General features: G+C 66.3%; 18 protein-coding genes. 9 read left to right on the top strand and 9 right to left on the bottom strand.

Annotation, left to right across the window (positions count from 1 at the left end; translation table 11 throughout):
• The first annotated feature begins 2 nt into the window (after window positions 1-2).
• From FGF80_RS03625 to FGF80_RS03620, 3 genes are all read left to right on the top strand, one after another.
• Window positions 3-1184, top strand: a complete 1182-nt coding sequence (locus FGF80_RS03625; protein ID WP_138652252.1) for a redox-regulated ATPase YchF — start codon at window positions 3-5, stop codon at window positions 1182-1184.
• Window positions 1185-1322: 138 nt separating this feature from the next.
• Window positions 1323-1445, top strand: a complete 123-nt coding sequence (locus FGF80_RS19740) for a hypothetical protein (RefSeq protein ID WP_269150341.1) — start codon at window positions 1323-1325, stop codon at window positions 1443-1445.
• A gap of 91 nt (window positions 1446-1536) precedes the next feature.
• Window positions 1537-1740, top strand: coding sequence for a hypothetical protein (locus tag FGF80_RS03620; protein ID WP_006184600.1), 204 nt, complete (start codon window positions 1537-1539; stop codon window positions 1738-1740).
• Window positions 1741-1778: 38 nt separating this feature from the next.
• Here FGF80_RS03620 and FGF80_RS03615 read toward each other — a convergent pair whose 3' ends face one another.
• Window positions 1779-2639 carry a UbiA family prenyltransferase gene (locus FGF80_RS03615; RefSeq protein ID WP_138652250.1) on the bottom strand — a complete coding sequence of 287 codons (861 nt, stop codon included), beginning with the start codon at window positions 2637-2639 and terminating at the stop codon, window positions 1779-1781.
• A gap of 95 nt (window positions 2640-2734) precedes the next feature.
• On the opposite strand from FGF80_RS03615, the gene FGF80_RS03610 reads away from it, so the two are divergent.
• On the top strand, window positions 2735-4423 hold the full coding sequence (locus FGF80_RS03610; protein WP_006184602.1) for a thiamine pyrophosphate-binding protein: 1689 nt from the start codon (window positions 2735-2737) through the stop codon (window positions 4421-4423).
• Window positions 4424-4439: 16 nt separating this feature from the next.
• On the opposite strand, the gene FGF80_RS03605 is transcribed toward FGF80_RS03610, so the two are convergent.
• On the bottom strand, window positions 4440-5303 hold the full coding sequence (locus FGF80_RS03605) for a hypothetical protein (protein ID WP_138652248.1): 864 nt from the start codon (window positions 5301-5303) through the stop codon (window positions 4440-4442).
• 102 nt (window positions 5304-5405) lie between these two features.
• Window positions 5406-6833 carry an FAD-binding oxidoreductase gene (locus tag FGF80_RS03600; protein WP_138652246.1) on the bottom strand — a complete coding sequence of 476 codons (1428 nt, stop codon included), beginning with the start codon at window positions 6831-6833 and terminating at the stop codon, window positions 5406-5408.
• Between the two features lie 175 nt (window positions 6834-7008).
• Between FGF80_RS03600 and FGF80_RS03595 the strand changes: the two genes are divergently transcribed.
• Together FGF80_RS03595 and FGF80_RS03590 are read left to right on the top strand one after the other, a co-directional pair.
• On the top strand, window positions 7009-8736 hold the full coding sequence (locus tag FGF80_RS03595) for an alkaline phosphatase D family protein (protein ID WP_138652244.1): 1728 nt from the start codon (window positions 7009-7011) through the stop codon (window positions 8734-8736).
• A 184-nt stretch (window positions 8737-8920) separates the two neighbouring features.
• On the top strand, window positions 8921-9928 hold the full coding sequence (locus FGF80_RS03590; RefSeq protein ID WP_049907949.1) for a TIGR04024 family LLM class F420-dependent oxidoreductase: 1008 nt from the start codon (window positions 8921-8923) through the stop codon (window positions 9926-9928).
• A 53-nt stretch (window positions 9929-9981) separates the two neighbouring features.
• Here the strand turns inward: FGF80_RS03590 and FGF80_RS03585 are convergent, their stop codons facing one another.
• Both FGF80_RS03585 and FGF80_RS03580 read right to left on the bottom strand, forming a co-directional pair.
• Window positions 9982-10947 (bottom strand): NADPH:quinone reductase, encoded by a 966-nt coding sequence (locus tag FGF80_RS03585; RefSeq protein WP_138652242.1) that lies wholly within the window; start codon window positions 10945-10947, stop codon window positions 9982-9984.
• A gap of 83 nt (window positions 10948-11030) precedes the next feature.
• On the bottom strand, window positions 11031-12152 hold the full coding sequence (locus FGF80_RS03580; protein WP_006184608.1) for a pyridoxal phosphate-dependent aminotransferase: 1122 nt from the start codon (window positions 12150-12152) through the stop codon (window positions 11031-11033).
• A gap of 150 nt (window positions 12153-12302) precedes the next feature.
• Between FGF80_RS03580 and FGF80_RS03575 the strand changes: the two genes are divergently transcribed.
• Complete coding sequence (locus tag FGF80_RS03575) at window positions 12303-12968, top strand: DUF6517 family protein (RefSeq protein WP_138652240.1); 666 nt, start codon at window positions 12303-12305, stop codon at window positions 12966-12968.
• Window positions 12969-13014: 46 nt separating this feature from the next.
• Here the strand turns inward: FGF80_RS03575 and FGF80_RS03570 are convergent, their stop codons facing one another.
• Together FGF80_RS03570 and FGF80_RS03565 are read right to left on the bottom strand one after the other, a co-directional pair.
• Window positions 13015-13881 carry a 2-oxoacid:ferredoxin oxidoreductase subunit beta gene (locus FGF80_RS03570; RefSeq protein WP_006184610.1) on the bottom strand — a complete coding sequence of 289 codons (867 nt, stop codon included), beginning with the start codon at window positions 13879-13881 and terminating at the stop codon, window positions 13015-13017.
• Window positions 13881-15635, bottom strand: coding sequence for a 2-oxoacid:acceptor oxidoreductase subunit alpha (locus FGF80_RS03565; RefSeq protein WP_006184611.1), 1755 nt, complete (start codon window positions 15633-15635; stop codon window positions 13881-13883). Before FGF80_RS03565 ends, FGF80_RS03570 begins: the two co-directional genes overlap by 1 nt.
• A 275-nt stretch (window positions 15636-15910) precedes the next feature.
• On the opposite strand from FGF80_RS03565, the gene FGF80_RS03560 reads away from it, so the two are divergent.
• Entirely contained in the window at window positions 15911-16549 is a 639-nt protein-coding gene (locus FGF80_RS03560) for an FAD-dependent oxidoreductase (RefSeq protein ID WP_138652238.1), read from the top strand.
• A gap of 251 nt (window positions 16550-16800) precedes the next feature.
• On the top strand, window positions 16801-17736 hold the full coding sequence (locus tag FGF80_RS03555; protein WP_138652236.1) for a hypothetical protein: 936 nt from the start codon (window positions 16801-16803) through the stop codon (window positions 17734-17736).
• Window positions 17737-17745: 9 nt separating this feature from the next.
• Here the strand turns inward: FGF80_RS03555 and mce are convergent, their stop codons facing one another.
• Together mce and FGF80_RS03545 are read right to left on the bottom strand one after the other, a co-directional pair.
• The gene (gene mce, locus FGF80_RS03550; RefSeq protein WP_006184614.1) at window positions 17746-18129 is read right to left on the bottom strand and encodes a methylmalonyl-CoA epimerase; all 384 of its coding nucleotides are present in this window, start codon (window positions 18127-18129) and stop codon (window positions 17746-17748) included.
• Between the two features lie 177 nt (window positions 18130-18306).
• The gene (locus FGF80_RS03545) at window positions 18307-20457 is read right to left on the bottom strand and encodes a PQQ-dependent sugar dehydrogenase (protein WP_138652234.1); all 2151 of its coding nucleotides are present in this window, start codon (window positions 20455-20457) and stop codon (window positions 18307-18309) included.
• Window positions 20458-20495 lie beyond the last annotated feature (38 nt).

The following is a 20495-nucleotide window of genomic DNA, read 5'->3' as shown; positions in this document are numbered from 1 at the left end:
GCATGCTTTCGATCGCACTTGCCGGGAAACCGAACGCCGGCAAGTCCACGTTCTACACGGCGGCGACGATGGCGGAGGTAGACGTCGCCAACTACCCCTTCACGACGATCGACGCCAACCGCGGGGTGAGCTACGTTCGGACCGACTGTCCCTGTCTCGAGCGCGAGGAGCGCTGTAACGCCGAGAACTGCGAGGACGGCAAGCGCTACGTCCCGATCGAACTGCTGGACGTGGCGGGGCTGGTACCCGGCGCTCACGAGGGGAAGGGCCTGGGCAACCAGTTCCTCGACGAACTCACCAACGCGGACGTGATCGTCAACGTCGTCGACGCCTCCGGTGGCACCAACGAGAAGGGCGAACCCGTCGACATCGGCGACCACGACCCGCTCGCGGACATCGACTTCATCGAGGAGGAGATGGACCTCTGGCTGGCCGGCATCGTCGATCGTAACTGGGAGTCGGTCGAGCGCAAGTCCCGCTCGCCCGATTTCGACATCGACGACGCGCTGGCGGATATGCTCTCGGGCTTTGGCGCGTCGCCGAAACAGATCGCGATGACCCTTCGGGATCTCGACTATCCCGACGACCCAATCCAGTGGGAGGACGAACACCGCGAGGCGCTCGCACGCGACGTTCGCCGGCGGACTAAACCGATCGTCGTCGCGGCGAACAAGATCGACGTCGCCCCCGAGGAGAACGTCGAGCGCTTGCTCGAACTGGACAAGCCCGTACTCCCGACCACCGCGGAGGGCGAACTCGCCTTGCGCCGGGCCGCCGACAACGGCCTCGTCGAATACGATCCCGGCGACGAGACCCTCGAGATCGGCGACGATGTCAGCGACGCCCAGCGGGAGGCACTGACGGACCTCGCGGACACCATGGCCGAGTGGGGTGGCACCGGCGTACAGGCGGCCCTCGATCACGCTGTGTACGACCTCCTCGAGCATCTCACCGCCTACCCGGTCGAGGACGCCTCGAAGTGGTCCGACGGCAGCGGCAACGTCTTGCCCGACGCCTTCCTCCTACCCGAGGGCTCGACACCGGTCGATCTCGCATACAGCGTCCACTCCGATATCGGCGACGGCTACCTGCACGCGGTCAACGCGAAGTCCAACCGTGAGATCGGCGAGGAGTACGAACTCGAGGAGGGCGACGTGATCAAGATCGTTTCGACGGCGTCGTGACGACTGGGCGTGCGTTAGTTTCCGTGAAGATCCGGGTGACCCTCCACTCACCATCCGTCACAGGTTCTTCGGCGTCGATGCCCGCTCGGTTCCGTCGTCAGGCGGACGATTTATGCCCGGATTCATGATGGGGGTCTGGTGGATGAGATGCTCTCCGCCGACGACGTCACGCGCGAAGCGGCGACGCGGAATAGCGACCCCGATGGGACGGTTCCCCGGACGAGCGACATCCGGGACGGCACGGACTATCGCGGCCGCTGACGAGTAGAGACGTGCTTTTGTCCGGTGGCGACCTACATCTCGCATGACTCCTCGTCAGACGGACGCTTCCGCGTCCCGACGCGACCGAACGATGGCGGCACAGGTGGCCGCCCTCGAGAACCGACTCGAGGGGGCCGAGTACCAGCAGCGCCTGCTTCGGACCACGGTCGCCGGGCTTGCACGCGAGGTCGGCTGCTCGCTGGGCTGCCAGTGCAGCCGTTGTGAGGGGAGCTACACGTTCGTCAAGGATGGGAGCATGTACTGTCCTCGCTGTGGGGACCGGGAACCCCTGTAAGGCGGTCGATCCGTGCGGGGCTCTCCGCCCTCGAGCGCTCAGACGAAACGGCCGATCGGATCGAACCGGACGGCGGCCACGAGGACGGCGAGGAAGACGTAGGACCCCCGAATGAGTAGCATGGTCGCGAGTTCGGGGTCGGCCCGCCGCGCGACGGCGGCGACTGCAGCGAAGGCCAGCGCAGCGAGCAGCGCCGTCAGCGGGAAGACGCGAGCGACGGCGAAGACGACGACGGCCGCCAACGCGACGACCATCAACCCGTACGCGATATCGTAAGCACGACGGGGACCGACCGCCACCGCAACGGTTCGCTTCTCGATCGACCGGTCGTAGGCGTAGTCCTGTGCGTCGTCGATCACCTTGACCCCGGAGAGCAGCGCGAGGAAGACGACGGCGAACCCGAGCGGGACGACGGTGATCGTTCCCGCCTGCACGTAAAATCCACCGAGTACCGAGAGGGCGATGCCCAGCGGGTAGCCGGTCGTCGCCGTGACGGGGTTGGTGTCGAGTTGGGGTGCATGGTGGTAGGCGATCAGCCACGTCGGGACGACGACCGCCAGCACGAGGACATCGACCAGCGCCGCGAGCAGGAGACAACAGCCCGCGAACGTCGCCGTCGACGCCGCGAGCCCGAGCCGGCAGCCCCGTTCGGTCAGCGGGTGGTCGTCGTCCTCGCCGCGGACGTGGAAGTCGACGTAGCCGTCCTTGACGTGGGCCGTGTAGACCGCCGCGAACATCGCGAGGACGTGGATCGCCGCGAGAATCGGATCGACGCCCCCCCCGAGGATCGCGCCGAACAGCGACGCGGCGATCGGCGGCGTCATGAAGACGGGATGGACCTGCGACCAGTACGCTCGAGCGACCGCGCCCGACCCCGTCCCGTCTCTCGCGAGGGTCATACCGGGACGACAACGAACTGACGGATAATACCCGGGGCGGGCGCTACGGTTCCGAAACACACAATTTGATGTGGTGTGCCGTGCCACGAGGGTGCATGACGGATGGTTACACCGGTGCGGACCTCTTCACTGACGCTCTGGCGGCCTACGGCGTCGACTACGTCTTCGGCAACCCGGGGACGACCGAACTCCCGATCATGGACGCGATCGGGGACAGCGACCTCGAGTATCGCCTCGGACTCCACGAGGACATCGCGGTCGGCATGGCCGGCGGTTACGCCCAGCGCCGGCGCTACCACGCCCATCACGACGACTCGATCACCCCCGTCGGCGTGGCGAACCTCCATATCGCGCCGGGGCTGGCCCACGGGCTGGGCAACCTCTATGCGGCCAAGATCACCGGCGCACCGCTGGTCGTGACCGCGGGTAACCACAGCACCGACTTCCGCCACGAGGAGCCGATCCTCTCGGGTCGGCTCGCGGACATGGCCCGCGAGTACTGCAAGTGGTCCGACGAGGTACTCGACGTGTCGGCGCTGCCGACGATGCTCCGGCGGGCGTTCCGGGTCGCGATGACCCCGCCGACCGGGCCGGTCTTCCTCGGCCTCCCGCTGGACGTGATGCTCGCCGAAACCGACGCCAAGCCGGACCGGCTGGGCCCGGTTCCGAACGCGGGCAGCGGTGATCCCGTCCAACTCGAGCGCGCGGCCGACCTGCTGGCCGAGGCCGACGAGCCGGTACTGGTCGTCGGCGATCACGTCGCCCGCTCCGGGGCGGACGCCGTCGCCGCGGCGGTCGAGTTGGCGGAGGCGACGGGGGCTCGCGTCCACGGCGAAATCCTCTCGTGTGAGGTCGACTTCCCGACGGACCACGAGCAGTGGGTCTCGTATCTGCCGACCAGCGAGGGGGCCGCGTCCGCGCTGCTGGACACCGATACGATCTGCTTTGCCGGCGTCTCGACGAACACGACGCTGACCCGCCACGAGGAGGCGCTGGTCGATGCCGACACGACTTGCATCCATCTGAGCGACGATAGCTGGCAGGTCGGGAAGAACCAGCCCGCCGACGCGGCCGTGATCGGCGATCCGGGGCTGGTCATGCGGGGGCTTACCGAGCGCGTCCAAGCGATCCTCTCCGAGGATGTCGTTGCCGATCGTCTCGAGGCCGTCGCCGAGATGGCGGAGCTGGTCGAGTCCCGAATGGCCGGTTCCGGCGACGCCGAGGGGGACGACCCGCGGGCCTCGAAAGCCCAGTTGGTCGACGCGATGGAGCGGGTCGCGGGCGACGCCGCGATCGTCGACGAGGGTGTCACCTCGAAGTACGCCATGCTGACGCGGTGGGAGCTCGAGCCGGAGCAGTACATCTCGAACAAGGGCGGCGGGCTGGGGTACGGGTTACCGGCGGCGGTCGGTGCCGCCGTCGCCGAGGAACAACGCGACGAGCCCCGCGACGTGGTTGGCTTCATCGGTGACGGGTCCTACCAGTACTATCCTCACTCGATCTATAGCGCCGCTCGCTACGGGCTGGACCTGACGGTCGTCATCTCGGACAATCGCAACTACCGGATCCTGAAGGACAACACGCTGGACATCATGGGCGGCGAGGAGTCGGATTACGAGTTCGTCGGGATGGACTTCGATCCCGCGGTCGACCTGGTGAAAAACGCCGAGAGCCACGGTGCGCGTGCCGAACTGGTCGAGACGCCCGACGAGATCGAGGACACGCTCGAGGCGGCACTCGCTCGCGAGGGGCCGGACGTACTCGACGTGCTCGTCCACGACTGAGTCCCGGTCGCGCAGGTTACGCGAGGAACTGGCGGTAGTGCTCGCTCATTACGGCTCGAGACGTGTCCGAGAACGCGGCGACGTAATCCATGTTGAGGACGGACCACGAGTCGTCGACCGGGTCGGCGGTGTCGCCGATCGCTCCCTGCTGGGTCGCAAACTGGTGGTTCCGCGGTGTGTTTCGGCTTTCCCGTGCCGAATAGCCCGTCGCCATCACGGTGATCCCGTGGTGGGTGAGCCAGCCGCTCGCATCGGGATGGTCCTGTGCACCACAGCTGTGTGCCCGCACCACCGGCGAGGGATCGTCTGCGGTTGCGTCAGCCGGGTAGTGTGGGACGTCGGCCCAGCCGATGACCGCGTGGCCACACTCGTGTGCGGCGAAGTTCCGCCGCAAGTCCTCGGGTGTCCCGATGCCGAATCCGAGCCCGGACGCGATTTCGGTGTTGACGTAGCCGTACGCACCGGGGTCGTCGTCACGTCCCCCGTCGTGTCCCGCATAGGATCGCATCGCACCTGCGGATGTCCTCCCGTTCCCGATGACGAACAGCGTGATCGTTTCGGGCGTCCGGTCGGGTCGAAGCCCGGCGTCTTCGATCGCATCGAGGGTCGCGGTGTGTGACGCCGAAATCTCGAAGTCCGCGACCGACACCTCGTCGGTCGTTACCGTCGCCGTCCCCTCGGTCGCGTCCGTCCACGTGTCGGCGAACAGGGTCGCTCCGTCGACGATAGCACTCATCGCACCGTCGGTCGAGGGGACCGACTCGTGACGAATGAGTTCGACCGTGAGGGCACTCTCGCCCGCGTCGGCCGACCCGGTCGCGGGGACGACGGCGATGCCGGCGGCTAGACTGGCACTCGATAGGAACTCCCGGCGTTTCATTATCGACCGTAATTCGGTGCGAGACGTATAAAAATCGGTGGCCGAACGGGTGGATAGCGAGCCGTTCGCCGCTCGAGCACGACTCGAGCGTGCCAGCCACGCTCATCGCTCCGCCTCGGTGAGCCGCTCGCCGTCGGCCGTTTCGGGGAAGATCTTCCCCGGATTGAGCGTGTCGGTCGGGTCCAGTGCGCGTTTAACCGTCCGCATGGCCTCGACGGCCCCGGCCCCGTGCTCCGGCTCGAGGTAGCGCTGTTTTCCTTCGCCGATGCCGTGTTCACCCGTCGCAGTCCCGCCGAGTTCGATCGCGAGGGAGACGATCTCCCGATAGAGGTCCTCGCCACGGGTGCGTTGCTCGGGATCGTCCGGATCGACGAGGACGCTGTAGTGGAGGTTGCCGTCGCCCGCGTGCCCGAAGCAGGGGACGAGGAGGTCGTACTCGTCGGCGAGGCGCTTCGTCTCGCGGACGATTTCGGGGTAGGAACTGATCGGCACCGTTACGTCGCCGGGATGGAGCGGCTCGAGATCGGGGTCGTACGCCGAGACGGCGTAGGCCATCTCCCGGCGGGCCTGCCAGAGGGCGGCCATCTCGGCGTCGTCGTCGCTCATCTCGAAGCGAGCGACATTATGATCCTCGAAGATCGTCCGGCAGAGGTCGATCTCCGTCTCGACGCCGTGATTCGCGTGGAACTCGAGGAAAACCATCGGCGCGTCGGGTAGCTCGCTCCCGAGATACTCGGTGGCCATCGTCGCGCTCAGTCCGTCCACGAGTTCGATTTTGGCGACGCCGACATCGGTCCGGACCGCGTCGAAGACGGCCTCCACGGCGTCGTCGAGGGTTTCGAAGATGGCTCGTCCGCCGCGAACCTGTTCGGGTCGGCCGGCGAGTTCAAGCGTCGCTTCGGTGACGACCGCCAGCGTGCCCTCGCTGCCGACGATGAGGTCGGTCAGGTTGTAGCCGCTCGAGGTCTTGATCGCCCGCGAGCCCGTCTCGATGACGGTGCCGTCGGCCAGTACCGCCTCGAGACCGAGCACCCAGTCGGCGACTTCGCCGTACCGGACCGTCCCCATTCCGCTGGCGTCCGTCGCGATCATCCCGCCGATCGTCGAGATATCGCCCGAGGAGGGCAACGGCGGGAAAACGAGGCCGTCCCCGGCGACGTACTCGTCGACGTCCGACCCGATGATCCCCGGCTCGACGTCGATCTGGCGGTCCGCGGGCCGGTAGTCGACGACCGCGTCCATCCGCGTGAGATCGAGGCTGATGCCGCCGTGGGCGGGGACGGCGTTGCCCTCGAGCCCGGTCCCCGCGGCGTAGGGCGTCACCGGGACGCCGTGGTCGGTCGCGGCGGCCAACACCGCGGACACGTCGGCCGTAGACGCCGGCCAGACGACGGCGTCCGGGAGCACGCCCTCGTCGTCGAGTCGCTCCGTCCCGTAGTCGGTCGCGTGGGATTCCCGTCGCTCGTCCGCGACGGAAATCCGGTCAGCCGCGAGGGGGAGGCCCTCGAGAAACGAGCAATCGAATGTCATATGATAGCATTGGATACGGATCGTATCAACGTTTCCCACTGATTCGCACGCGGTCCCGCTCGAGGCGCTCTCGTGAATCCAGGGCTATATATTCCCCGTAGCTAACGCTATAATCACGGTCTCTAACATAGATAAATTATAATAGAATTTAACTGAATCATGCCAGCTCAATCGTATGCCAGAGCAAAATGGCACACGGCACCGGACGGACCGACGCGGCTTCCTCGAGAGTATCGGCACCACCTCGGTGGCTGGCGGCCTCGCGGCGATTCTCGCCCAGCGTGATATCGTCCAGCCGGTCGCCGCGGCGTCGGCGACCGATCGGAGCGTCTTCGACATCGACGAGACAGCCGATTCCGACGCGACGTTTCCGCAGTCGGTCGCCAGCGGCGGACCGACCTCGAGCGGCGTTCTTCTCTGGACACGGATCGCCCCCGGCGCAGTTGTCTCCGGGGAGCCGGTCGGTGTACAGGTCGCGACCGACGACGGTTTCGAGGATCCGGTCTACGAGGGAACGGTCCCTGCCGATCGACTCTCGAGTACACACGATTACACGGTCAAAGTCGATCTCGACGGCGTTCTCGAGTCGGATCGCCGCTACTACTATCGGTTCGTCTACGACGGCGTCGCGACCCGGACCGGTCGCTGTCGGACGCTGCCGGCGGCCGGCGCGAGCCCCGACTCGCTGTCGTTCGCGGTCCTGACGTGTCAGGACTACCAGAACGGATACTACGGAGCCTACCGCCACATCGCGGCCGAAGACGTCGACTTCGTCGTCCACCTCGGCGATTTCATCTACGAGTCCGCCGACGGTGCCTACACCTCGCCGACGACGGACATCAAGGACGGGCGCGACATCGACCTCCCCAGCGGCGGCGATCTGGCGGAGTCCCTGGCCGACTTCCGGACGCTCTATCGGACCTACAAGGGGAACGAATTCCTCCAGGAGGGACTCGAGCAACACACGGTTATCCACGGCTGGGACGATCACGAGATCGGCAACAATCGATACTGGGACGACGAAGCGGATGCGCCGGTGTTGCCGGACATGGACGGCGGCGAGCGGCCCGAGCGGGCGATGGAGATCACGGCCGACGGCATTCAGGCGTGGGTCGAGTACGTACCCGCCCGCGTCGAGTTCGATCCGAGCGAGTCGGCACTGCAGGACCAGCTCCGATTGTGGCGGGACCTCCAGTTCGGTGACCTCGTCGATCTGACTGTCACCGACGAACGCCTGTACCGCGATGGGCCGCCTTGCGGCGACGCCCGGATCACCTGCACGGAAGAGGAAGCACAGGGGCGGACGATGCTCGGCCGCGAACAGAAACAGTACTTCAAGGACTGGCTCAGTGAGTCCGACGCTGTCTGGTCGGTCTGGGCCAACGAGGTGCTGACGATGCCCCTGACCGTCGGCGACAACTGGTCACAGATCGAACTGCTCCACGACTCGTGGGATGGGTTCCAGTACGAACGCTGGGAACTCATGCAACACGTCGCGGACGTCGATCCGCGCAACTTCGTCGTCCTGACCGGCGACCTCCACGCATCGCTTGCCGGCTACGTCAAAGCAGGCTACGGCGAGATCGAACCGCTCCAGACGTACGACCGCATCGGCGTCGAACTGATGACCCCCGCCATCACAAGCGTTAACGCCGCCGACGTAGTCGATTTCCCGAGTGACTGGGACGACGACGCGCTCGCGGAGTTGACCAAGGGGCAAAACGACCACCTCGAGTACGTCGACTGGCATCAGCACGGCTACGCCGTCGTCGAGTTCACGCGCGATCACTGTACGTACACCGTTTACGGCGTCGACAAGGACGCGGACCCGCGGGATGCCGAGCGGTCGACCCTCGCCCGATATCGTACCCCGGACGGCGACCCCGTCCTCACGGAACGATAGGCACACGGTCGGTGGGTCGCCTCGAGCGGTTCGCCGGCGCTGCGACGACCGGCGACGAGCCAGTCTGTGATCGGTCGCGCGTGCGACTGGACGGAAACGCTACAGTTTTATGTGAGTGCGTGACGCGGTGGATGGTGATGAGAGCGCGATCCACGACTCGCGTGCCGAGACGGAGGAAGAGCCGATGAACGCCGAACTGGATCTCCTGGTCCGACTCGGCGACTACGACGAGCCACAGGGTGTCGCCGATCGCGCCGTCCAGGCGGAAGCGCTCGGATTCGACCGGATCACGGTCGGCGAGACGACCGGCTGGAACATCGTGCCGCCGCTGACGTTGGCCGCCGACCGGACCGAGGAACTGGGCATCTCCAACGACGTCATCTCGCCGTACGGGCGAACGCCGTCGATGCTCGCCCAGACGGCGCTCACGATGCAGGCGGCCGCCGACGGCCGCTTCCGGTTCGGGATCGGCCCGAGCTCGCCGGCGATCACCGAGCGCTGGCACGGCCAGGAGTTCGATCGACCGCTCCGTCGGACCCGGGAAGTGATCGAGATCATGCGAGGGGTCTTCGAGGACGGCACTCCCTCCTACGACGGCGAGATCTTCGAGATCCCCGGTCTGGACTACGAGCGCGGGCCGAGCGAGAATCCGCCGCCGATCGACGTCGGGACCCTCGGCCCCAAGGCCACCGAGATGGCCGGCCGCTTCGGCGACGGGTGGGCCCCGCAACTGTTCACGAAAGACGGCCTTCGGAATCGGCTCGAGGACCTGGAACGCGGGGCCGAACTCGGCGGCAAAGACCTCTCGGACCTGCGAGTGGCCCCGATCGTCCGCGGCATCGCCTCGGCGGACCGCGAGGAAGCACGGTCGAAGGCCCGCAGCACTGTCGCATTCCTGCTCGGGGCCTACGGTCCCTACTACGGGAACTCGGTCGCCGAGCAGGGGTATCCCGATGTCGTCGACGATATCCGGGCCGCCTGGGAGGAACGGGATACCGACGCGATGGCTCGAGCCCTGCCGGCGGACGTCCTCGACGAACTGGCCCCCGCGGGCACGCCCGACGAAGTCCGCGAGTGGGTCGCGGACTACGGCGAGATCGACGGCGTCGACGCCGTTCGTGTCGGGTTCGTCAACGGGATGTCCGAGGAGGACAAGGAAACGACGATGGAAGCGGTCGCCGACCTGTCCTGACCTCGTCCGGGATTCGGCTCCACTCCCACGCTCGCGGCGCACCTGCGATGGTCCTACGGTTCGATGACGAGCTTGCCGAGGACGCTATCGTTCACGACCGCCCGCTGTGCGTCGGCTGCCGCCTCGAGATCGTAGGTTCGCGCCACCTCGATCGAGAGCGCGCCGGTCTCCATGAGGTAAGCGACGCCCCGGAGCGGCACGCGGAGGTCCGGCGTGTTGAACATGCTCATGAACTGGTAGGAGACGTCCTTCGATCGGGCCGCGCCATCGTTCGAAAAGCCCGGATCGGGACTGTTCTCGCCGATGCCGACGACGCGAGCGCCCGTTGTGGCGACGTCCGCGTCGAACTGCAGGTAGTCGTCCAGCCGATGGTCGAGGATCGCATCGACGCCGCCGTCGGCGGCCGCCCGGACGGCGTCGGCCAGGTCGTCGCGGCCGTAATCGAGGACCGTCTCGGCCCCGTACGCGGCGAGCGCGTCGTGGTACTCGTCTGCTGCGGTCGTGATAACCCGTGCGCTTACGGCGGCCGCGATCTGGACGGCCGCGTGGCCGACGCCGCCGGACCCGCCGTGGACCAGACAGTATTCCGCGGGACTCACGTCGGCGTGGTCGATCAACGCGCGCCAGGCGGTGACGGCAGCGACGCCCGCGGCACCCGCTTCGGTCACGTCGACACCCTCGGGGAGGTGAACGACGCGATCGATCGGAACCGTCGCGTACTCGGCGTAGGCCCCCTGAAACCCACCGTTTCCGATCCCGGTCCCGTAGACGCGGTCACCGTCCTCGAAGTTCTCGACCGTTGAACCCGTCTCCACGACGGTGCCCGCGAAGTCGACGCCGGGCGTGAACGGCACGTCGACCGGCGCGTACGATCCGTCCCGAAAGTAGGTATCGACGGGATTGACACCCGCGGCCGCGACCTCGATCAGGAGTTCGTCCGCGGCGGGCTCGGGTCGGTCGACCTCCTCGACCTGCAGTACGTCCGCATCACCGTGCTCGTGAAGGCGTACAGCTCGCATCTCGTTCGTATCCACGAAGCGGGACGATAAAACGGTACACCCGACGCCTTCGCGAGACGACCGGCGACGAATCCGCCGGACCGCTATCGAACCGCCGTCGTCGCGGCGTCCATAATCTCGAGCGCCTCCTTCAGTTCCTCCGTCCCCGTCGCGTACGAGAGTCGGGCGTAGCCCTCGCCGTTCGACCCGAAGGCCTCGCCGGGGACGACGACAACACCGCGCTCGAGTACTTCGTCACACCAGCCCTCGGGTACTTTCGGCATCGCGTAGAAGGCTCCCTCGGGCGTGGGCACCTCGAGGCCGGCGTCAGTCAGTCCGTCGAGGACGAGATCACGGCGCTGCTCGAACGTTTCGACCATCTCTCGGACCGGCTCTTGAGGACCTGTCAGCGCGGCCTCGGCGGCGTACTGCGCGGGTGCGGAGGCACAGGCCTGTCCGTACTGGTGGACCCGGAGCATGCGTTCGATGCGGCGGTTGGAGCCGACGACCCAGCCGAGCCGCCAGCCGGTCATCGAGTAGGTCTTCGAGCAGGCGCTGACGACGACGACGTTGTCCGTTTCGGCGAACTCGAGCGGCGAGTGGTGTTCGGCATCGAAGACGATGTGTTCGTAGACTTCGTCGGAGAGGCAGAGTACGTCGTGTTCGTCGGCGATGCGGGCGAACTCCTGCATGTCCGCTTTGCTTTGGACGGCTCCGGTCGGGTTCGCGGGGCTGTTGACGATAAACGCCGCCGTCTCCTCCGTAATGGCGTCCTCGACCGCCGCGGGGTCGAGCGTCAGATCGTCTCGCAACCCGACCGGCTTCGGCGTTCCGCTGGCGATGTGGGTCAACGCGTCGTAGGAGACGAAGCCGGGATCGGGGAAGATGACCTCCTCGCCCGGATCGACGTGGGCCTCGAGCGCGAGGTGCAGCGCTTCGCTGCCGCCGGCGGTTGCGATCACGTCTTCGGAGTCGATCTCGAGGCCGTAGTCGCGGTCGTACTTGGCCGCGATCGCCTCCCGAAGCTGGGGCGTACCCTTGTTCGAGGTGTAGGCGTCGGACCGCCCGGACTCGATCGCCTCGATGGCCCCGCGGCGGGCGTGGGCGGGCGTCGGGAAGTCCGGCTGGCCCAGCCCGAGGTTGATCGCGTCCTCGTCCGCGGCCTCGAACACTTCGCGGATACCGCTGATCGACACCTGTTCGACTCGAGTTGCGAATTCGGTCATGGCTAAACGGGAGGTGCCGACCCCGATAACTCTTGATGTGTTTGCTGGTCTCGGTTCACATGATTGTATTGTCACGAATGTCCACTAATAGTGTCTATAAATTTGAAAGTGCCGTAAGGAATATGCCACTCTTCTCGAATTAATGGGATAATGATTCACTCTCGACGATCGTTGCTCGCCGCGGGTGCGACCGGGACGCTCGCGCTGACCGCCGGCTGTCTCGGATTCGTCCTCGGGAACGAACCGCTCGAGTTCGCCGCCGACCGCGTCGCTCCGACCGACGAGCGGGTCGCGGAGACCGGGTATAAGGAACGCGCGGTCGAACAGCGGACGATGGAGCGCTCCGAGGGCATCGGCGGCATCGAGCGCGACTTCGAAGCGTCGCTCTGGACCTCGAGCTATTCGAAGTCGGTCGATTACATGGGCCAAACGCGGGAGGGGAGCGTCTTCACCGCCGTCTCGATCCCCGGAATGGAAGTCGCCGGACAGTCGGTCAACCCGCTCGACGAGATGTCGAACCAAGAACTACTCGAGGAGTTCCTCGGCCGAGTCGATAGCAACCGTGGCACTGTCGACAACATCCGGCATCAGGAGTCGTTCGCGCTCGAGATCCTCGGTGAGAGCCGGAACGTCGACAGCTTCGTCGGGGAGTCCGAACTCGATGGCGAACCGCTCGACGTGGAACTGACACTCGCGTCGTTCGATCACGAGGACGATCTGCTCGTGTTGCTCGGCGTTCTCCCGGAGCGTCTCACCGAAGAGTCGGCGAACGTCGAACTACTGATGGAATCGGTCGAGCACCCGGTAGATACCTGAATTCGGGCCCGTCCGACGACGGCCGGCGAGAATCGACGAAGCGGCGTTAGTAGAACTCGCGAACGAGGTCCATCGCGTCCTCGGGTGCGCCGTCCGGAATCTCGGACATGTCCTCGGTGACGCCGTGTTGTTCGTGGTACGGCACGGAGTTCTCGTCCTGGTACATCACACCCTGATACTCCTTGTCGGCGTCGAGGATGACTTCCTTGGCTGCCTCGTAGTCGGTCGGGTCGTGGTCCTCGTCCTCCTGCAGGTCGACCAAGCTGTCGCGGAAGTAGTCGTAGGTGTCGACGTCGTTGAACGTGACGCACGGACTGAAGACGTTGACGAAGCCGAAGCCGTCGTGTTCGATGGCCTTCTGGACGATCTCGGCGTGTCGCATCGCGTCGGAACTGAACGACTGGGCGATGAACGACGCACCCGACGCGAGCGCGAGCGCGAGCGGGTTGACCGGCGGTTGTTTGGGTCCTTCGGGGGTCGTCGAGGTCTCGAAGTCCGACCGCGAGGTCGGCGAGGCCTGCCCTTTGGTCAGCCCGTAGATGCGGTTGTCCATGACGCAGTAGGTCATGTCGACGTTCCGGCGGACGGCGTGGACGAAGTGACCGGCACCGATCGAGTAGCCGTCACCGTCGCCGCCGGCGACCATGACCTCGATATCGGGGCGGGCCATCTTGACGCCAGTGCCGACCGGGAGCGCACGGCCGTGAACCCCGTGGAGGGCGTAGCTGTGCATGTAGGTCCCGATCTTGCCGGAACAGCCGATCCCGGCCACCACGAAGGTGTTGTCGGGATCGTTGCCGGTGTTCGCGAGGGCTTTCATCATGCCGTTCATCGTCCCGAAGTCGCCGCATCCGGGACACCACGTCGGCTGCTTGTCGGATTTGAAGTCGGTGAATCGTACGTCGGAGCTCATTATGCTGGTACCTCCTCGGAGAGTTTCTCGGTGATGTCGTCCGCGAGTTCGTCCGCCTTGAAGCGGACGCCGGTGTACTTGTTGATGCGCTTCACGCGGGTAAGCACGTCGTGTTCGATCACGTCGGCGAACTGTCCCGTCGCGTTACACTCCACGACAATCGTGTCGTCGGCGGCCTCGATTTCCTCGGTCAGATCCGGCCGTGGGAAGATGTAGGGCACCGAAATGACGCGAACGTCGATGCCGTCCTCCTCGAGGTAGTCGAGCGCTTCGACGAGCGCGCCCTCGTTCGACCCCCACGAGATGATGAGATTGTCGGCGTCGGCGTCGCCGAACTCGCGGTAATCCCAGTCCTCCTCGTCCCGTGCGGTCTCGACCTTGCGGTTTCGCTTGTCGACCTGATGGACGCGCTCGTCCTCTTCTTCCGTCCGGCGGCCGAGTTCGTCGTGCTCGAGCCCGGTGGACATGTGTGCGGCGTCGGTCGTGCCGGGGATGGCGCGGGGACTGACGCCGTCGTCGGTGACGGCGTGGGCGCGGAACCGGCCCTGCGAGTCGAGCCACTCGTCGACTTCGTCCTCGTCGACGAGTTTACCGCGATCGATCTCGACCTCGTCCATGTCGAAGGCTTCGGGCGGGAACGTCTGTTCGGTGACCGACATCGCCAGATCCGAAATCAGGAAGACCGGCGTCTGGTACTTCTCCGCGAGGTTGAACGCCTCGACGGTCTTCCAGAAGCACTCGGTGATCGACGTGGGGGCGACGACGAACCGCGGGACCTCGCCGTGACCGCCGTACAGTGCCATATTCAGGTCGCCCTGTTCCTGTTTCGTCGGCATCCCCGTGGAGGGGCCGGATCGCTGCACGTCGGCGATGACCAGCGGCGTCTCGCTGGTCGCGACCAGACCGAAGGTCTCGGTCATGAGGTCGACGCCGGCACCGGATGTCGCGGTCATCGATCGGGCACCGGCGCGTGCGGCTCCGAGCGACATGTTGATGGCCGAGAGTTCGTCTTCCGCCTGCACGACGTGTCCGCCGTAGTCCTCGATACGCTCCGTCAGATACTCCATGATCGACGTCGCTGGCGTGATCGGATAGCCGGCGTAGAACCGACAACCGGCCGCGAGCGCACCCATCCCGACCGCCTCGTTGCCGTTGAGCAGGACGTAATCGTTGTCGGTCGTCTCGATGTTGTAGCCGAGGTGGTCCAGATCGTAATTCTCCCGAACGTACTCCTGACCGGCGCGGGCGGCCGCCTTGTTGTTCTCGACGATCTTCGAGCCCTTGCCGCCGAAGCGCTTCTCGAGGGCTTCGTCGAGGTACTCGACGTCGAAGCCGGTAATCTCACACGCGGCACCGAGCGCGACGATGTTGCGCATGATCGCGCCGCCGGCCTCCTCGGCCAGCGACTTCAGGGGGACGTCAACGGCGGTCATCTCGTCGGGAATCTCGGCTTCCCAGGAACGCTCGCCGTCGTAGATGATGGCGCTGCCCTCGTGGAGTTCGTCCAGGTTCTCGTCGATCGTCCGCTGGGTGAGCGCGACCAGAATGTCGAGTCGGTCGACGACGCTCTGGACCTTGTCGACGGAGGTCCGAATCTTGTAGGCCGTGTATCCCCCGCGGATCCGTGATGCGAAGTCTTTCGAGGTGAATACGTGCCGTCCGGCTCGGGCGAGTGCCTGAGCGAAAATCTTGCCCGTGGAGTCGATTCCGTCCCCGGCCTCGCCTCCAACCGCCCAGTTGAGGTCCTCAGCCATGTTATGATGGGCCTTGCCCCCCATAAATGAAAAGGCTTCTGAAACCCCACCCGGATGAGTGTAACAGCGCGTGATCTGTTCGATAGAACGGGTCAGTATCTATTAATCGGTAGTGGTTTTGGCAAGAGGCGTACCGAGGGACGGTGACCGACACCTGGGTGCGAACGTGACAGTTTCTCACCGTCGTTTTCACGGATGTCGGCGGTAAACGAAGCCGAATCACTGCCGTCGACGGAACGGAACGCCTTTTCAATCGGCCGCCGAACGGCTTCGACATGGAAGGGACGCCAGTCTCCGTCGAATCGGTCAGTGAAGTCGGTCCCGATACGGTCACGCTCGAGCTCGAGACGCCCGACGGGTTCGACGCCTTGCCGGGACAGTTCGTCTTGCTCCGAGCGGCACCCGACGCCGAGCCGATCTCGCGTCACTATACGCTCTCGTCACCGTCCGTGGGCGAGACGTTCGAACTCACCGTGGGCGTCGATCCCGACGGCGATCTCTCGCCGTGGCTCGCCGGTCTCGAGGGCGGTGAGACCGTTCACGTCGAGGGACCGTTCGGGCGGATCACCTATGAGGGCGAGGCCGATATCGTCGCGGCCGCCGGCGGCCCGGGAATCGGCCCCTCGATCGCCGTCGCCGAAGCGGCCCGGGACGCGGGCCACGACGCCGTGGTGATCTATCAGGCCGACGAGCCGGCCCACACCGAGCGTCTCGAGGCGCTCGCGGATGCGGGCGCGACGGTCGTCATCGTCGGGGAGAACGCCGACGACGACCTGGCCGATGCGATCGCGACGCACCATGAGGACGGACAGCTCTACGCCTTCGGCTTCGACGGCTTCGTCACGTTCGTCGCCGAGGCGATCGACGACGCCGGCGGCGATTCCGACGCGGCGTTGATCGAGAACTTCGGCTGACGCGCCGTACCGTCCGGAATCCTTGGCCTGGCCCACTGGGGCCGCGAGCCTGCCCCGGCAACACAGTAGTCGCCGAACGCGTCCCCGAGTGCGGACACTGCCCGCCACCGTTCCGGGCGTGCCACGAGGCCTATGAAACTGGGGTCACCAGCGTCGTAACAGCCACGTTCCGCACCCACTGACAGTCCCGCCGGCGGACAGGTTCGCACCCCTGACAAAGGTGTTTATGCCACATCGTGGTGGCATCGCGTATGCGGCGACGAGACCTCCTCGCCGGCACCACCGGCGCGGTCTGTGGACTGGCCGGCTGTACGGGTTCGATGTTCGACCATCTCCGGACGACCCATCCCGAGACCGACGATACCGACGCTGGGACCGACTCGAGCGACGATACCGATCGGGACGCCGCCGAATCGGACTCGGACGACGCGATCACGGTCGGCGATCCCGACGAGATCCCGTTTCTCGGCGCGCATCCACCGCACACACTCACACTCCGCAACGACGGCGACTCGGGCCGAACGGTCTCCGTGACGATCACGACCGACCAGCGCAGCGGGAACGACGGAGCCGACAGCGGCGACGGCGCACTGCTCGAGCGTGATGTCGACCTCCCAGCGGGAGAGGAGTTCGTGATCAGCCTCGCCGAGCCGCGGTCGTACGCGATTACCGTCACGACCGGCGACGACACGACCGAGTCGACCGTCACCGACGGCGTCAGCCGGCGGCCGTTCGACTGTCTCCGGACCCGAACGATAATCACGCTCCGCGGGACCGATATCGAGACGGCGTCGAGTTCGACGACGATTCCCTGTCCGGACCCCGATGTCGTCGACGCATCGCTCGCGGTCGGCGAGGGGCAGTGCGCGGGCCGAACGGACCGCGATCGAGCCACCGTCGAATTCATCGACGAAAGCGTCGTCATCGCGGGCGCGATCGAAACGCCGACGCCCTGTCACGACCTCGCGCTCGCCGAGTCGACCGTCGACGCGGACCGCGATCTCCTCGTGGTCACCGTCGCCGTCGGTCCCCAGGCGGCCGCCAACTGCATCGATTGTCTCGGGATCGTCGGCTACGACGCACGGATCGAGCTCGAGGGGCGGTATCCCGACACCGTCGCGGTCCGCCACGAGCGCCGCGACGAGACGCGACGGCTCACGACGGCCGAGTCGCCGGCCAGCGAGTAGACACCGCCGTCAGTGTTCGACGAGTTCGATCAGGATGCCGCCCGTGTCCGTCGGATGGAGGAACGCCACCGAGTGCCCCCACGCACCCGGTCGCGGCTCCTCGTCGATCAGCGCCACGTCGTGGTCGCGGACCGTCTCGAGGGCACCGTCGATGTCGTCGGTCGCAAGCGCGAGGTGGTGGATGCCCGCCCCGGTCTCCTCGAGGTATCGCGCAATCGTCCCCTCCTCGAGGGGTTCGAGCAGTTCGAAGTAGCCGTCGGCGCAGTCGAGGAAGACGACACGCATGCCGTCGAACTCCTCCTCGTGGGCGATCTCGAGGCCGAAGAGGTCGCCGTACAGTGCTGCGAGTGCCCGTGCATCGTCGGTCGCGATGCCGGCGTGATCGAAGTGCATCGGCCTGTACTCCGGTCGGTGGCCGTGTTACTGTTGTGATTTTTCGTGAGGTCCCCGCCGCGAGCGGCACGAGCGGCGAAACCGGACTCCCGGCGGGCCGTCCGCCGGGATGGAAAACGGCCGTCGGCGCGGGAGCACGCATGTCCGCGGTTCGGTTGACGCGATCGGGAACCGTCGTTACGCGTCGGTCGTCGCGTTCCCGTCGGCTTGGTCGTCCGCCGTGGCAGCACCGCCATCGTCCGTGTCGCGGCCCGAGAGGGAGTCGCCCTCGCCCGGCGGCACGATCTCCATGACCGCGCCGGTGTCGCCCTCCGGAACGCCGACCTGGTTCGCGAGGACGTAGACGTTGCCGTCGGCGTCCTGTCCGAACTGCCGGACGAAGTAGGGGAACGAGCCGTCCTCGGTTCCGGCGACCTGGAGGGCCTCCATGTCCCAGAGGTCGTCCCGCGGCACGACCGCTTCCGTTTGCTCGCCCTCGCCGGCATTTTCCGGTTCGGTTCCCGTCGCTCCGTCGCTTTCGTTCCCGAAGCCATCGTCCTCGGTCCCGTCGTCAGCGGCCGTTTCGTTACCACCGTCATCGGTTTCGTTCTCGTCACCGATCGGCTCGTCCTGCGTGTCTTCGGTCGCGTTCGCCGGCGCGTCCCCGTCGTCGGGCGTCGCCGCCTCCTCGCCGCCGTCGCTCGGCTCCGACGCGGCCAGCAGCCGTCCTTGCGGGCTCTGCCGGGCCGGATCAGCCGTCCAGTCGCCGAAGACGTACTTCCCGTTCAGCGCCTCGATTCCGTCGGCCTCGTAGACGTGGCCACCGATCACCGTGATCCCGACCGTCTGTTCCCGATAGACGTGCGGGTACTCGACGATCGGATCCTGGAGTTCCTGCCCGTCGTAGGGCGGTTCGTCGGTGGCCGAGTCGGGACACTCCTCGGGCGGCTGGCTCGGGCTGTCCGTGCTGAAGCAGTGGGTCCCCTCCTTGATGTTCCAGCCGTAGTTGCCGCCGGCCTCGACGAGGTTGACCTCCTCGAAGAGGTCCTGCCCGGCGTCGGAGACGAACAGTCGCCCCTCGCTGTCGAACGAGATCCCGAACGGGTTCCGGAGCCCCCACGCGTAGTGTTCATCGAGGCCCTCGTCGGAATCGACCAGCGGGTTGTCCTCGGGGATCGCGTACGGTCGGTCGTCGCCCTCCCCGTCGGCGGCGTTGCCGTCCACATTAACGCGAAGAACGCTCCCCAGCAGGTTCTCGCTGACGTCCTGCCCGTTTCCGCCGGCGTTGCCGTCGTACCAGTCGTCGACGTGGCCCTCCATGTCGTCGTTCGCCCCGCCGCCGTCACCCATGGGGACATAGAGGTAGCCGTCGGGACCGAACGCCATCGGCCCGGCGTCGTGGTTGTACTGGGGCTTCTGGAACTCCATGAGGAGCCGTTCGGAATCGGGATCGGCTGCCCCCTCATCGTCGGCCTGAAACTCCGAGACGACCTCGACGTGGCTCCACCCGTCGGGGGTTTCGTCGTTCGGCGGCGCGCTGTAGTGGACAACGAAGCGGTCGTTCTCGGCGAAGTCGGGATGCAGTTCGACACCGAGCAACCCCCGCTCGTCGTAGTCCTGGTTCGGGTCCGCGTAGTCGCCCTCGAACGTCCCGAGTTCGACGAGCCGATCGCTCACGTCGAGGAACGGCTCCTCTTGGACCCCGTCGTCGGTGACGGTCCACAACTCGCCGGTCTGGTCGGCAACGAAGTAGCGGTCCCCCGCCTCGGTCGCCGCCATGTCCGTCGGCGCGGTCAGTCCCTCCGCGACCGTCCGGAGCCCGATTTCGGTCCCCGGCTGGAAGAACGGCTCCGCCGCCGTCTCGTCGGCCTCGTCTCCCCCGGGCTCGCCGCCGTCGCCGACGGAGATGTCCCCCCGCATTGTCGCCCGATGGGGCTCACAGTAGTATTCGGCCATCTCGCTCGTCGCCTCGAACTCGAGCGTCTGGGTCTCACCCTGCGCGCTCATCAGTTCCGTCCGCTCGAGATCCTCGCCCTCGCTGTCGACGATGACGATGTTGTGTGCGGCCCCGTCGAGGTTCTCCCACGTGAGTTCGTACGTGGTCCCCGCCTCTAGCTCCAGAGTCGGATTCGTCTCGTCCGCGATGTCCTCGGGCGCGACACCCTCCCAACCGCTGGTCTGTCCACCCAGTTCGATCGTCTCGCGCTCCTGAGCGAGCGCGAGATCGCTCAGGGCGGTAACGCTGCCGGCCGCGACCGCCGCCTGGAGGACGTGCCGCCGCGACGGCGCTCGTTCGCGCTCGGTCGACTTCGGTACGGGTGTCGATCGCTCGGTCGAATCGTCGCTCATGCCAGCACCGTCGAGCGAGACGAGAATAAACGGAGCCG

This window comes from Natrinema pallidum (assembly GCF_005890195.1).
Classification (GTDB): domain Archaea; phylum Halobacteriota; class Halobacteria; order Halobacteriales; family Natrialbaceae; genus Natrinema; species Natrinema pallidum.
This window is presented reverse-complemented; position numbering and strand designations above follow the sequence as displayed.

Bases quoted from the DNA above. Each gene is read 5' to 3' on its own strand.
- FGF80_RS03610 (WP_006184602.1), top strand. From the start codon at position 2,735: ATGACGGATGGTTACACCGGTGCGGACCTCTTCACTGACGCTCTGGCG.
- FGF80_RS03620 (WP_006184600.1), top strand. From the start codon at position 1,537: ATGGCGGCACAGGTGGCCGCCCTCGAGAACCGACTCGAGGGGGCCGAG.
- FGF80_RS03560 (WP_138652238.1), top strand. From the start codon at position 15,911: ATGGAAGGGACGCCAGTCTCCGTCGAATCGGTCAGTGAAGTCGGTCCC.
- FGF80_RS03590 (WP_049907949.1), top strand. From the start codon at position 8,921: ATGAACGCCGAACTGGATCTCCTGGTCCGACTCGGCGACTACGACGAG.
- FGF80_RS03605 (WP_138652248.1), bottom strand. From the start codon at position 5,303: ATGAAACGCCGGGAGTTCCTATCGAGTGCCAGTCTAGCCGCCGGCATC.
- FGF80_RS03600 (WP_138652246.1), bottom strand. From the start codon at position 6,833: ATGACATTCGATTGCTCGTTTCTCGAGGGCCTCCCCCTCGCGGCTGAC.
- FGF80_RS03575 (WP_138652240.1), top strand. From the start codon at position 12,303: ATGATTCACTCTCGACGATCGTTGCTCGCCGCGGGTGCGACCGGGACG.
- FGF80_RS03555 (WP_138652236.1), top strand. From the start codon at position 16,801: ATGCGGCGACGAGACCTCCTCGCCGGCACCACCGGCGCGGTCTGTGGA.
- FGF80_RS03545 (WP_138652234.1), bottom strand. From the start codon at position 20,457: ATGAGCGACGATTCGACCGAGCGATCGACACCCGTACCGAAGTCGACC.
- FGF80_RS03570 (WP_006184610.1), bottom strand. From the start codon at position 13,881: ATGAGCTCCGACGTACGATTCACCGACTTCAAATCCGACAAGCAGCCG.
- FGF80_RS03585 (WP_138652242.1), bottom strand. From the start codon at position 10,947: ATGCGAGCTGTACGCCTTCACGAGCACGGTGATGCGGACGTACTGCAG.
- FGF80_RS03565 (WP_006184611.1), bottom strand. From the start codon at position 15,635: ATGGCTGAGGACCTCAACTGGGCGGTTGGAGGCGAGGCCGGGGACGGA.
- FGF80_RS03580 (WP_006184608.1), bottom strand. From the start codon at position 12,152: ATGACCGAATTCGCAACTCGAGTCGAACAGGTGTCGATCAGCGGTATC.
- FGF80_RS03615 (WP_138652250.1), bottom strand. From the start codon at position 2,639: ATGACCCTCGCGAGAGACGGGACGGGGTCGGGCGCGGTCGCTCGAGCG.
- mce (WP_006184614.1), bottom strand. From the start codon at position 18,129: ATGCACTTCGATCACGCCGGCATCGCGACCGACGATGCACGGGCACTC.
- FGF80_RS03595 (WP_138652244.1), top strand. From the start codon at position 7,009: ATGCCAGAGCAAAATGGCACACGGCACCGGACGGACCGACGCGGCTTC.
- FGF80_RS03625 (WP_138652252.1), top strand. From the start codon at position 3: ATGCTTTCGATCGCACTTGCCGGGAAACCGAACGCCGGCAAGTCCACG.